Below are 12,600 nucleotides of genomic sequence, written 5' to 3' on the forward strand. Positions count from 1 at the left end.
TTGTCTAGCCGGGGGATTTCCCATGCTGCGCCACCTGATGGCTCTTTTCATTCTCGCCTTGGCCGCGCTGCCGGTCAGCGCCACGGCGCAGGACGTGCGCCTGCCCGAGAACGCGACCCCCTCGGCCATTGACCGCACCAGCACCGGCGGGGCGCAGAACTTGGCCGACATCGAACGCCGCCAAAACGGCGCCGAGATCGACGACGGATTCCGGCGCAACAATCTGGGGGGTGACGCCGCTACGGTGCCGGGCCTTGGCCCGCTCGGCGGGCGCTCGGACCCGGACCTGTGGCGCGGCATCCGCTATAACGAATTGCCCGTGCGCGTCAGCACGATGAACAAGACGGGCCGCGTCTTGGTGCAAGACAACGGCATGTGGTGGCAGCAGTTCCGCGAGGGGCCGCTGGCCACCTACGGCGCTTGGCTTCTTGCCGGGACGCTGGCCGTGCTCTTGCTGTTCTATCTCTTGCGGGGGCGAATCCGCATCGAAGGCGGCAAGGTCGGGCGTACCATCACCCGTTTCAAAGCGATTGAACGGTTTGCCCATTGGATGCTGGCCGGGTCCTTCATCCTGCTCGCGCTGACAGGGTTGGCCACGCTCTTTGGCCGCAAGGTGGTCATTCCGCTCTTGGGGCATGAATTCAACTCGGTACTGCTGACCGGGTCCAAGTTCATCCACAACAACGTGTCATGGGCCTTTATGATTGCGCTCGTCATGGTCTTTGTGATGTGGATTTGGCACAATATCCCGAACAAGACCGATTGGGTTTGGATCAAGCAAGGCGGCGGTTTCATCGGCGACAAACACCCGCCCGCGAAAAAGTTCAACTTCGGGCAGAAGATCGTCTTTTGGGCCGTGATCCTGCTGGGCTTCTCGGTCTCGCTCTCGGGGCTGTCGCTGCTGTTTCCCTTTGAGATCCAGCTTTTCGGCCATACGTTCAATCTTATTAATGACATCGGCATGGCCGAAGCCGCAGGCTTTGGTCCGCTTCAGGGCGATCTGACCCCGCATGCGGAAATGCAATATGCCCAGCTTTGGCACGCGATCATCGGCTTTCTGATGATGGCGGTGATCTTGGGGCACATCTATATCGGGACACTCGGTATGGAGGGCGCCTTTGACGCCATGGGCAACGGCGAGGTTGATGAACGTTGGGCCGAGCAGCACCATTCGCTCTGGCTCGATGAGGTCAAAGATGACAAGCGGACCCCCGCAGAATGATGGGCGGCGTTCAGATAAAAGGATACGCGCAATGAAAGCCATGCTGGCAGGGTTTCTGGGCGTCGCGGTGATCGGCGTTGTGGCCTATTTCGGACTGCATGAGATAGGCTTTTCCTCGGCTGAGGTCTATTCAGGTGAAAACGTCCGGTTGGACTGACACCGAAGAGGCATATCATGGCGGCAGGCGATGAATACGGCGGCACGCTCGAAGGCGCGTCGATCCTTGTGATCGACGACGAACCGGGAATGCGCCATTTCCTGACCAAGATTTTGGAGCCGCGCGTCAAGCGCGTGGCACAGGCCGCGTCACCTGCAGAGGCCACCAAACTCTTGGACGAGGCGCATTTCGATGTGGTTGTTCTGGACAATGTCATGCCCGGCAAAACTGGGCTGGAATGGGTGGTCGAGCAGCGCCGCAAAGGGTTTTACGCCGACACGGTTCTGATCACCGCCTATGCCGATCTGGAAACCGCCATCGCCGCGCTGCGCGCGGGCGTCAGTGATTTCGTGCTGAAACCCTTCCGGGCGAACCAAATCCTCGGCGCCGTTTCCCGCACGCTCGACCGCAAGAACTTGCGCCGCGACAACACGCTGTTGCGGCGTGAATTGCAGGGCGGGGCAGCGGTGCAGATGCTTGGCAAGTCCGAGGCCCTGTCGAAGGTGCGCGGGATGCTGAACCGCCTTGCCCCGGTCCCGACGCCGGTGCTTTTCACCGGGGCCAGCGGCACCGGCAAGGAGTTGGCCGCGCGGCAATTGCACCAGATGTCTGACCGCGCCGACCATCCTTTCGTTGCGGTCAACTGTGCCGCCATCACGCCGGATCGGATCGTGCCGGAACTCTTCGGCGCGGTGGAGGGGAACGAAACCCTGCAGCCGGGGCTGTTCCTCTTGGCCGATGGCGGCACGCTGTTCCTTGATGAAGTGGCGCAGATGCCGGAGCAGTTGCAGGCGGCCCTGTTGCGGGTATTGGAAGACCAACGCATCCGGCCCGATGGGGCCGAGCGGGAAATTCCGCTGAACCTTCGGTTCCTTTTCGCCACAAATGCCGATTTGCCCAAAGCGGTGGAGGAGGGGCGTTTCCGCGCAGACCTTTATCACCGCATGAATGTTGTCGAAGTCGCAATGCCGCCGCTCAAGGACCGCTCGGATGATATCGTCGAACTGGCGGCGATGTTCATGCAGCAATTCTCGACCGCGCTTGGCATGCCTGCGCTGCGGTTGGATGCCGAGACATTGCTCAAGCTGCGGCGCTACGATTGGCCGGGCAACGTGCGAGAATTGCGAAATCTGATCGAGCGCTCGGTCATCCTCGGCAGCCTGCCCGAAGCCTTTGCGGGGCACGGCACTGTCGATGGGCCAAGGGCAATCGAGGATCTCGAACTGGTCACACAGCGCCACATGCTGCACATTCTTGATCTTTCGGGCGGCAACCGGGCCGAAGCCGCGCGGCGATTGGGTGTCTCTCGCAAAACCGTCGACCGCAAGCTTGCCGCTTGGGCCGCTGAAGGGCTGGATATCGACGCGCTTTGAGGGGCGCAAAGCTATGTGAATTGCGCATATCTGTTCCGCGGTTGCGGATTTCATTATGGCTGGCGGGAATTACGTTCCGCCGCTGGGGCCTCAATAGGAAATTCGATCCGCGCAAGCCCCGTGGTCAATGCTCCCATTCCATCTGAACCGATCCCGCCCGTCAAACGTTCCTGTTTCAGCAACGGTGTTGAAGCGGGCGGCGCCCGGTGACATCTGATGCTCAAGCGTTACAGGAGTAAATTCAATGCTGAAACAGATCGTTACCGCCGCCGCGCTCGCCGCGGTCTCTGGCACCGCAGCCTTCGCCCAAGACAATGAAACGCTCCGCGTGGGCATGTCGGGCGGCTATTTCCCCTTTACCTTCGTTAAGCAGGACGTGCTTCAGGGTTTCGAAGTCGACGTGATGAATGCTGTCGGCGAAGAGGCAGGCTTTGATGTTGAATTCGAAACCATGGCCTTTTCCGGTCTGATCGGCGCGCTGGACGCAGGCCGCATCGACACGATCGCCAACCAGATCACCATCACGCCAGAGCGTGAGGAAAAGTTCGCCTTTACCGCGCCTTACGTATTTGATGGCGCGCAGGTGGTGACCAAAGAGGGCAACGAAGAGATCGGCGGCGTCGAAGACCTGCGCGGCAAAACCGTGGCGGTCAACCTCGGCTCCAACTTTGAGCAGCTTTTGAACGAGCTCGACTTTGCAGATGAGATCGAGATCAAAACCTATGAATCCAACATCGCCCAAGACACCGCGCTTGGCCGGGTGGATGCATTCGTGATGGACCGGGTTTCCTCTGCCCAGCTGATTCAGGAAAGCCCCCTGCCGCTCCAACTAGCTGGCAAGCCTTTCTCCGAAATCCGCAACGCGCTGCCGTTCCAAGACAATGACGAAGGCCGCGCCCTCCGGGACCGTGTCGACACCGCACTGGAGTCCCTGCGCGAAGACGGTACACTGACCGAAATCTCGGACAAATGGTTCGGCACTGACATCACCAAAGCGGAGTAACCCATGCGGGCGCTAGACCTTGACTACATGCTGGGGCTGGTGCCCGTCATATTGGGCTATGTACCGTTAACCTTGTTCATGGCGGTGGCGGGGATGGTCTGTGCACTCATCCTCGCCTCGCTTTTGGCTGTCGAACGGGTCGCCAAAGTGCCCGTCCTCGACTGGTTTGTGATCATCTTCATCAGCTTTTTCCGCGGCACGCCGCTGCTGGTGCAGTTGTTTCTGTTCTACTTTGGCCTGCCGCAGGTGCTGTCATTCCTGTCGGATATCAACGGTGTGACCGCCGCCATCATGGGGCTGACCTTGCATTTCTCGGCCTATATGGCCGAGAGCATCCGCGCCGCGATCATGGGGGTCGACCGCAGCCAATGGGAGGCCGCGCAATCCATCGGCATGACCCAAGGCCAGATGATGTGGCGCATCATCCTGCCTCAAGCCGCCCGGATCGCCGCGCCCACATTGGTCAACTATTTCATCGACATGATCAAAGGCACTTCGCTGGCCTTTACCCTCGGCGTGACCGAGATGATGGGGGCGGCCCAGAAAGAGGCGGCGGGCAGCTTTCTCTATTTCGAGGCCTATCTCGTTGTTGCGATGATCTATTGGGTCATTGTCGAAGCACTTAGCCAGATGCAAAAGCGGCTTGAAACCTATCTAAACAAGGCGTTCGTCCGATGATCGATATCACTGGCCTGACCAAACATTTCGGCGGCGCGCCGGTCCTCAATGGCATTGATTTGCAGATTGCCGAAGGCGAGCGCGTGGTCATCATCGGCCCCTCCGGCACGGGCAAATCGACCCTGCTGCGCTGTCTCAACTTCCTTGACGTGCCGCAGGCGGGGACCATTCGCATCGGCGATGTGACGGTTGACGCCGCAAAGGCGCGCAAGGCCGACATTCTGGCGCTGCGCCGTCGGACCGCGATGGTGTTTCAGAACTACGCCTTGTTCGCCAACAAGACGGCGAAAGAGAACATCATGGAGGCGCTTGTCACCGTGCAAAAACGCTCCAAGGATGAGGCCGAGCAGCGCGCGCTTTCGGTCTTGGCCGAGACTGGATTGGCCGACAAGGCCGACAGTTTCCCCGCAGCACTGTCCGGCGGGCAACAGCAACGTGTCGGCATCGGCCGCGCGATGGCGCTTGGGGCCGAGTTGATGCTATTCGATGAGCCGACCTCGGCGCTTGATCCTGAATGGGTCGGTGAGGTGCTGGACCTGATGCGCGCGGTGGCAGAGCGCAAGCAAACCATGCTGATCGTGACCCATGAGATGCAGTTCGCCCGCGAGATCGCGGATCGGGTGATCTTTATGGACGGCGGCAAAATCGTAGAGAGCGGCCCGCCATCTGAGATTTTCAGCGCGCCGAAGGATGCGCGATTGCAAAAGTTTCTCAAGCGCGTTGAGGGCTAGGCGGGCACCGCGCGCCTGTCGCGAGGTATTTGTCGCTTTTACCGGGATGGCCCGCTATGCTGCGGTGCAGAGAACCTATTGAAGGCTTGGCAAATGAGCGCCCGGATTATCTGTGTAGCCCAACAAAAGGGTGGGGCAGGCAAGACCACCCTCGTTTCGAACTTGGCGATTGCCTATTTGGCAGCGGGCAAAAGCGTGGGCCTGTTGGATACGGACCCTCAAGGCAGCCTTGGCAAGTGGCTCGACATTCGCGAGGAGATGCTTGGGCTTGATCCAAAGCTGAAGTTCGCCACGGCGACCCCCTATGGGATATCCCGCGCCATCCGGACGGTCGGCAACGAGGCTGATGTCATTCTCATCGATACGCCCCCGAAGGCGGATAGCGATGTGCGTTGGGTCCTGCGCGACTCGGATTTGGTGCTGGTGCCGGTATCGGCCAGTCAGGCCGATGTCTGGGCAACCCATGACGTATTGGATTTGGCCGAGCGGGCGCAGAAACCGACCCATATCGTGATGAACCGTACCCGCGCCGGCACGCGGGTCGGCGATGACGTGGCCAAGTCGGTGGCCGAGCTTGGGGCCGGGCGGCTTGACGCGTCGCTGGCCAACAGAGTGATCTACGCCGATGCCCTTGGCCGGGGTCTGGGTGTGGTCGAGGCGAAAAAGTCCGGCCCCGCCGCGGATGAAGTCCGCGCGTTGGCGCAAGAGGTCGCAGGTATTCTTGAACTGTAATCCCGGCTGGCGGGGTTAACTCTGCCGGGGTACAAATCAAGCCCCTGCGAACGTAGAAAGGCCCGCCATTTGGCGGGCCTTTCCGTTAGAACCGATAGGCTCAGATCACTCCGCGCAGGCGCGGATTTTTTCGATGTCCGGGCCGTTGGGCGTGCGGCCCAAGTTGAACGGCGCCGAAGCGTCACGCCATTTGGCGTAGTCGTTCAGATACTCCAACTGGCTCAGGTAAACCTTTGCGGAATCGGGGTTCTCACAGGCGGTTTCTTCGATGGTCTCGTTGGCCATTTCCTGAACGGTTGTCAGCGTCTCATCGTCGTAGCGGTTGATCTCGATGCCCGCATCGAGGAACTGCTGATAGGCTTCAGTCGCGCGCTTCTCGGTGAAGGAGAGCGACCAGACGAGGTTGGCTTGTGCCGCGATTTCAAGCGCTTCGCGGGTTTCGTCCGACAGCGCGTCCCACGCGCCTTTGTTGATCATCACACCGAAGATCGACGCAGACTGGTGCCAGCCCGGTGTCGCCCAGTATTTGGTGACCTGCTGGAAACCGCCCGAGAAGTCGACGTTGGGGGTCGAGAATTCGGCTCCATCAATCACGCCGCGCTCAAGCGACTGGTAGATTTCGCCACCGGCCATGGAAACCTGAGAGCCACCCAGTTTCTCCAACAGACGACCCTGCTCAAGACCCGACAGACGCAGACGTTTGCCCTTAAGGTCTTCCAGCGTGACGATCTGCTCATTGGTGCGGAAACCGGATTCGTTGTTGGTCACGCCGTAGGGCAGATAGACCATGCCGAACTTGCCGTAGATCTCGTTATAGAGCTCTTTGCCGCCCCATTGTTCGATCCAGTTGACGTAATCAACCGCGTTGAACAGGCTCGCCGTGGTCGCCAGCGGCGAGAAGGCGGAGTTGCGGCCGGCCCAGTAGCCGGGCCAGTCGGCGCCAGCCTGCACGGTGTTGGATTCCACGGCGCCAAAGACTTCGCCTGCGGGCACGAGCGAGCCGCCTTCGAAGAATTCGATGGTCAGGTCGTCGCCGGTCAGCTTGTTGGCCAGATCAACAAAGTGTTTGTCGATCTCGATCAGTTCCAGCGAGGTGGGCCATGTGGTGGTCATGGTCCAGTTGTCTTGGGCCGCGGCCTGCGTGCCAAAGCCTGCGCAGAGCGCCAGACCGGCAAGTGTTGATTTCAGTTTCATAATATTCTCTCCTCCGTTGATTTATTTTGTATAGAGCGTTTCCGGCAGCCACGTGACAAGCTGCGGGAACAGTGCGATGGCCACACACATCATCAGGATCAACCCGATGAACGGCAGCACACCGACGATGATATGCGACGTCTTGACCTCGCGCGGCGCAATGGCGCGCAGGTAGAACAGCGCATATCCAAAGGGCGGGGTGAGGAAGGACGTCTGCAAGACCACCGACATCAGGACGACGAACCACAACAGGCTCACGTCCATCTCCTGCACGATGGGCAGGAAGATCGGGAAGGACAGCAGCACGATGCCGGTCCAGTCGAGGAAGGCACCGAGGATGAAGACGATGAACATCATCATAGCGATCAAAAGCCAAGGCGCCATGTCGAGGTTGCGGATGATCTCCTGCGTGGCGCGCAGACCGCCGGTGATGTTGAACACACCGGTAAAGGCCGTCGCACCGATGACGATAAAGAGGATCATTGCCGAGGTACGGCCCGTCTCCAACATCGCGCCATAGAAGCTCGCCCATGTGAACTTGCGGCGCATGATCACGATAAGCAGAGCCAGCGCCGCGCCAATGGCCGAGGCTTCGGTCGCCGTGGCGATGCCCGCCAGAAGCGAGCCAAGGATGCCAAGGATCAGCACCAGCGGTGGCACGGCTTCGATCAGCAGCATACGCACAAGCGCGGGTTTGGAGATCTTCTCATCCGGCTCAACCGCGGGGGCCATGTCGGGCCGCACCACGGCCACGATAAAGACCCATACCGCATAGAGCAGCCCCAGCACGACGCCCGGCACCATCGCACCGGCGAAAAGCTCGCCCACCGACAGGGGCGAATAGGAGGCCATGAGGATCAACATGATCGACGGCGGGATCAGAATGCCCAGACAGCCGGAGGCCGCGATGACGCCGGTGGTCAGTGTCGGGCTGTAGCCATATTGCAGCATCGGGCGCAGGGCCATCACGCCCATCACAGTGATCGACGCGCCGATGATGCCGGTGGTGGCGGCCAGCAGGATCGAGATGAAGACCACCGCCAGCGCCAGACCGCCGCGGATGTTCGACATCAAAAGCCGAAGCGATTCGAACATCTTATCCGTCACGCCCGAATCGGACAGGAACCGCGCCATCAAGATGAACAGCGGAATCGCGATCAGCGTGAAGTTGTCGAGAACATCGCCGAAAATCCGGTTGATGACGATGCCCAGCACCATGGGCTTGCCAGCGATGACAGCGCCCAAGACGGCGGTGCCGCCCAGAACGAAGGCCAGCGGGTGGCCCATGAAAAGGCCCAGCAAAAGCAGGCCAAACATGGTGAGTGCAATGAGTTCAGGCGTCACGGGGCAGTTCCTGACGGTTAAGTACGAGTTTCAAAAATTCAGCCACGCCTTGTAGCAACAAAAGACCGGCGGCGAGCGCCATGGCCATTTTCAGCGGATAGACCGGCAGCTGCACGGAGCCATATGTCGTCTCACCTTGGGCATAGGAGCGCATGGCGAATTCATAAGAGCGGGTGGTGAAGATCCACGCGAAGGGGAAGAAAAAGATCACATAGCCCGCCGCTTCGACCCAGCGTCGTAGGGTGGGGGCAAGGGTTTCGGTGATCAGATCGACCCGCACATGGGCTTGATGGCGCAGCGCATAGCCGCCCAGCATCACGAAATAGAAGCCATATAACTGTTTCGTAACGTCAAAAGCCCAGCGGGTCGGGTCATTCAGCGCATAGCGCATGAAAACGTCATAGATGATGATTGCGGCGAAAATGACGGCGACGACCGACACGATGCGCCCGACGAATTCGTTCATCTGGTCGATGAATTTTATCAAGATCTGAGCCCTCCCTGGCAGCTCGCACATTATTGGCCTTTCTGCCAAAAACAAGGCAAAAGACCAATAATAATGCTGCTTTAAGTAGCACTACGTATGCGGCGTGGGGAGAGTTTGTCCAGAAGGAGAGGTTTCAATTTGCCTAAGCCATGGACATTTTCGAAAAGCGACGATTATCTGCTGCGCAGAGCCCTCCGCATCGACGTCGGGGGAGGCTTAGCAAATATCCGTTTGGGAGGAAAAACATGGATCGTCGTTCATTTATCCGCAAAGCTGGTGTGATGGGGGCAGGTGCCGCCGCCACGACACTTGCGGCGCCCGCTATTGCACAGGGCAACATCACGTGGCGCATGGTCACCACTTGGCCCAAGAACTTCCCCGGTCTGGGTGTCGGCGCGCAGCGTCTGGCCGACCGGATCACCGCCGCTTCGGGTGGCGAACTGACCATTCAGGTCTTCTCGGCCGGTGAGATGGTGCCGCCGCTGCAATCGCTCGACGCCGTGATCGACGGCACCGCCGAGATGAGCCACGGTGCCGCCTACTACTGGCAGAACAAATCCCCCGCGCTGTCCTTCTTTACCGGCGTTCCTTACGGCATGACCACGCCCGAGCTCACCGCCTGGATGCGTTACATGGGCGGTCAGGAAATCTGGGACGAGATCTATGACCAGTTCGGCGTTCAGGGCTTCCTGTCGGGCAACACCGGCACGCAAACTGGTGGTTGGTTCCGAGATGAGCTGAAAAGCCTTGATGATGTCAAAGGCGTGCGCTTCCGGACGCCCGGCCTTGGTGGCCGCGTATGGGAGAAGCTCGGCGCAACCGTGACCAACATGGCCGCGGGCGAGATCTTCCAAGCGCTGCAATCGGGCACGCTCGACGCTGCGGAATTCGTCGGCCCCTACAACGATCTGGCGCTCGGCTTCCATCAGGTGGCCAAGAACTACTACATGCCGTCCTTCGTGGAATCGGGTCTGGCGACCGAGCTTGTCGTCGACAAGAAGAAGTATCAGGAACTGCCCGAGAACCTGCAGGCGATCATCCGCGATGTGAGCCAAGCGGAATACGACCAAGTCGCCGCCGACTTCTACGCCAACGACCCCCGTGCGTTGAAAACGCTGCAGGAAGAGCATGGCGTGACCGTGCGCAACTTCCCCGACGACATCATGGAAGCCGGTGCCAAAGCTTCGGTCGAAGTGGTCGAAGAACTGCGCAACAGCGACGACCCACTGGTCAAGAAGACCGCCGACAGCTTCGTCGAAGCGCTGAACCTCGTCCGCACCCGGACCGAGAACATCGACAGCCCCTACGTTCAGGCGCGTCAGAAGTTCTTGAAGTACTAAGCTTCGCGTTCAGAAATGTGGAAAGGCCCGGTGGAAACGCCGGGCCTTTTTATTTGCGGGCGGCGCTCTCAGCTCTGTCCCGCCCGGTGGCACACCGGGCATCGCCCTCCCTCCCCCCGGAGGGCGATTTTGCAACCTCTCGACAGCCATCTTGGTGGCGGTTGTTGCCCTGTATCAGCATCTTTTGACGTTTCCGTTCGCCCCCCAGGGAGGGCGATGCCCTGAACGCTCAAACGCAAAAGGCCCGGCGTTTCCACCGGGCCTTTGCTCTGAAAAAAACGCCGTCTTACCCGGCGATCAGCTTCGGCAGCCAGGTCACGATCTGCGGGAAGGCGAAGAGGATCGCAATCGCCACCACCTGCAACATCACAAACGGCAGGATGCCTTTGTAGATCGCACTGGTCGGCAGATCCGCCGGAGCCACCCCGCGCAGATAGAATAGCGCAAAGCCGAAGGGCGGCGTGAGGAAGGAGGTCTGCAAGTTCACCCCCACCAGCACGCCCAGCCAGATCGGATCAATGTCCAGCATCAACAGCACGGGCGCGGTGATCGGGATCACGATGAAGATGATCTCAAAAGTATCAAGGATGAACCCGAGGAAGAACATGATGATCATCACCACCGCCACCGCCGCCAAGGGGCCGCCGGGCAGGTTGCTCAGGAACTCATGCACCAGATTGTCGCCGCCCATCATGCGGAACACGATGGAAAAGACCGAGGCGCCCAGCAGAATAATGAAGACCATGCTGGTGATTGTGGCCGTGGCGATCATCGTCTCCCGCAGAATGCGGAAGGACAGGCGCCAACGCAGCGCCGCCAGCACCATTGCGCCCACCGCCCCGACAGAGGCCGCCTCGGTCGGGGTGGCAATGCCCCCGAGGATCGAGCCCAGCACGGCGAGGATCAGCAACAGCGGCGGCACGAGGGCCACAAAGAAATCCCGGACCAACTGGCTTTTCTCATCCGCAGGAACCGGCGTCGCGGGGCAAGAGGCCGGCGCGGTCGCGGCTTTGAACAAGACATAACTCAGGTAAAGCGAGACCAGCAAAATGCCCGGCAGCAGGGCCCCGGCAAAAAGGTCCCCCACCGAGACCGGCGTCGGGGCAAAGTTGCCCTTGGCCATCTGCACCTGAGAGTTGATGCCCGACAGCATGTCGCCCATGAAGATCAGCACGGTGGACGGCGGAATGATCTGGCCCAATGTCCCGCTGGCACAGATCACCCCGGTCGCAAGTTTGGGATCATAGCCCGCCCGCAGCATCGCGGGCAGAGAGATCAGCCCCATGGTGACCACCGTGGCCCCCACAACCCCGGTAGAGGCCGCAAGCATCGCGCCCACCAGCACCACGGAAATCCCAAGACCGCCGCGCATATTGCCAAAGAGTTTGCCCATGGTGAGCAGAAGTTGCTCGGCGATCTGGCTGCGTTCCAGCATCACCCCCATGAAAATGAAAAGTGGCACCGCGACCAACACTTCGTTGGTCATAAAGCCGATGTAGCGGTTCGGCAGCGAGCCGAAGTTCGATGGGTCAAAAACGCCGAAGCCAATGCCAACGGCCCCGAAAAGCAGGGACACGCCAGCGAGGGTAAAGGCAACCGGAAAGCCCAATAGCAAAAAGCCGATCACGCCAAAGAACATAAGCGCGGCGAGCATCTCGCCAATCAAAATCGGATCCATCAAACGGCTCCCTGCGGATGGTCTGCGGGGATTTGGTCCCGGCTGTATTGCATGGATTTGGGCACCAGCTCAGCATTGCCGCTGAGCACGAGGATGGAGCGGATGATCCATGCAATCCCTTGAATTGCGAGTAGAAATGCAAAGCCGATGATAAAGGCTTTGAGAATATAAAGCCCCGGCATGCCGCCCACATTGGCGGACCCTTCCTGATAGCCCCAAGCGCGTGTCACGAAGGGCATCGAATAGGTGTAAACGATCCAGCAGAAGGGCAGCAGAAAAACGACTACGCCGATCAGGTCGATCAGCGCGCGGCGCGCCATCGTGGCGGGGCGGTAAAAGATATCGACGCGCACGTGGTCGTCGCGCAGCAGGGCAAAACCGGCCACGGCGGTGAACATCGCGCCGTTTAGCCAAATATAAAGGTCTTGCATCCAAACGAAGCTGATCGCGAAAAGATAGCGCTGCACGACCACGGTGAAACAGACCAACACGATGCCGAGTGCGAGCCATGAGAAGAGATTGCCGATGAATAAGTTCACCGCGCATATAACTCTGGCAATTGCTGCTAAAAAACGCACCTTGTCCCCTCTCCCGTCAAGTTCGTTTGACCGTCAATCAAAGGGAGGGGGCTAAATGTCAAGATTTAGATGGCAGGTGGCCC

13 protein-coding genes are annotated in these 12,600 nt (G+C 59.8%); 8 read left to right on the plus strand and 5 right to left on the minus strand.

Annotated features, from left to right (window positions below):
- The first annotated feature begins 22 nt into the window (after positions 1-22).
- The 7 genes from J3456_RS14665 (at position 23) to parA (ending at position 5,896) form a co-directional block, all read left to right on the plus strand.
- Entirely contained in the window at positions 23-1,222 is a 1,200-nt protein-coding gene (locus J3456_RS14665) for a formate dehydrogenase subunit gamma (protein WP_349580873.1), read from the plus strand.
- Positions 1,223-1,253: 31 nt separating this feature from the next.
- Complete coding sequence (locus J3456_RS14670; protein WP_259950196.1) at positions 1,254-1,379, plus strand: hypothetical protein; 126 nt, start codon at positions 1,254-1,256, stop codon at positions 1,377-1,379.
- 17 nt (positions 1,380-1,396) lie between these two features.
- Positions 1,397-2,752 carry a sigma-54-dependent transcriptional regulator gene (locus tag J3456_RS14675; RefSeq protein WP_349580874.1) on the plus strand — a complete coding sequence of 452 codons (1,356 nt, stop codon included), beginning with the start codon at positions 1,397-1,399 and terminating at the stop codon, positions 2,750-2,752.
- Positions 2,753-2,996: 244 nt separating this feature from the next.
- Positions 2,997-3,755 carry an amino acid ABC transporter substrate-binding protein gene (locus tag J3456_RS14680; RefSeq protein ID WP_349580875.1) on the plus strand — a complete coding sequence of 253 codons (759 nt, stop codon included), beginning with the start codon at positions 2,997-2,999 and terminating at the stop codon, positions 3,753-3,755.
- A gap of 3 nt (positions 3,756-3,758) precedes the next feature.
- Positions 3,759-4,433 carry an amino acid ABC transporter permease gene (locus tag J3456_RS14685; protein ID WP_349580876.1) on the plus strand — a complete coding sequence of 225 codons (675 nt, stop codon included), beginning with the start codon at positions 3,759-3,761 and terminating at the stop codon, positions 4,431-4,433.
- Positions 4,430-5,164, plus strand: a complete 735-nt coding sequence (locus J3456_RS14690; RefSeq protein WP_349580877.1) for an amino acid ABC transporter ATP-binding protein — start codon at positions 4,430-4,432, stop codon at positions 5,162-5,164. Before J3456_RS14685 ends, J3456_RS14690 begins: the two co-directional genes overlap by 4 nt.
- A 93-nt stretch (positions 5,165-5,257) precedes the next feature.
- Complete coding sequence (gene parA, locus J3456_RS14695; protein ID WP_132445442.1) at positions 5,258-5,896, plus strand: ParA family partition ATPase; 639 nt, start codon at positions 5,258-5,260, stop codon at positions 5,894-5,896.
- 105 nt (positions 5,897-6,001) lie between these two features.
- Here parA and dctP read toward each other — a convergent pair whose 3' ends face one another.
- The 3 genes from dctP to J3456_RS14710 are packed head-to-tail and all read right to left on the minus strand — an operon-like array spanning position 6,002 to position 8,924.
- The gene (dctP, locus tag J3456_RS14700; RefSeq protein WP_349580878.1) at positions 6,002-7,090 is read right to left on the minus strand and encodes a TRAP transporter substrate-binding protein DctP; all 1,089 of its coding nucleotides are present in this window, start codon (positions 7,088-7,090) and stop codon (positions 6,002-6,004) included.
- A 21-nt stretch (positions 7,091-7,111) separates the two neighbouring features.
- Positions 7,112-8,407 (minus strand): TRAP transporter large permease, encoded by a 1,296-nt coding sequence (locus J3456_RS14705; protein WP_502989511.1) that lies wholly within the window; start codon positions 8,405-8,407, stop codon positions 7,112-7,114.
- Between the two features lie 16 nt (positions 8,408-8,423).
- On the minus strand, positions 8,424-8,924 hold the full coding sequence (locus tag J3456_RS14710; protein ID WP_067936149.1) for a TRAP transporter small permease subunit: 501 nt from the start codon (positions 8,922-8,924) through the stop codon (positions 8,424-8,426).
- 242 nt (positions 8,925-9,166) lie between these two features.
- On the opposite strand from J3456_RS14710, the gene J3456_RS14715 reads away from it, so the two are divergent.
- Positions 9,167-10,261, plus strand: a complete 1,095-nt coding sequence (locus J3456_RS14715; protein WP_067622572.1) for a TRAP transporter substrate-binding protein — start codon at positions 9,167-9,169, stop codon at positions 10,259-10,261.
- A gap of 286 nt (positions 10,262-10,547) precedes the next feature.
- Here J3456_RS14715 and J3456_RS14720 read toward each other — a convergent pair whose 3' ends face one another.
- Positions 10,548-11,939, minus strand: coding sequence for a TRAP transporter large permease (locus J3456_RS14720; protein ID WP_067622574.1), 1,392 nt, complete (start codon positions 11,937-11,939; stop codon positions 10,548-10,550).
- Positions 11,939-12,517, minus strand: coding sequence for a TRAP transporter small permease subunit (locus J3456_RS14725; RefSeq protein ID WP_067622577.1), 579 nt, complete (start codon positions 12,515-12,517; stop codon positions 11,939-11,941). The genes J3456_RS14720 and J3456_RS14725 overlap by 1 nt, the downstream gene beginning before the upstream one ends.
- Positions 12,518-12,600: the final 83 nt, after the last annotated feature.

This window comes from Sulfitobacter sp. NFXS29, from assembly GCF_040148765.1.
GTDB lineage: Bacteria > Pseudomonadota > Alphaproteobacteria > Rhodobacterales > Rhodobacteraceae > Sulfitobacter.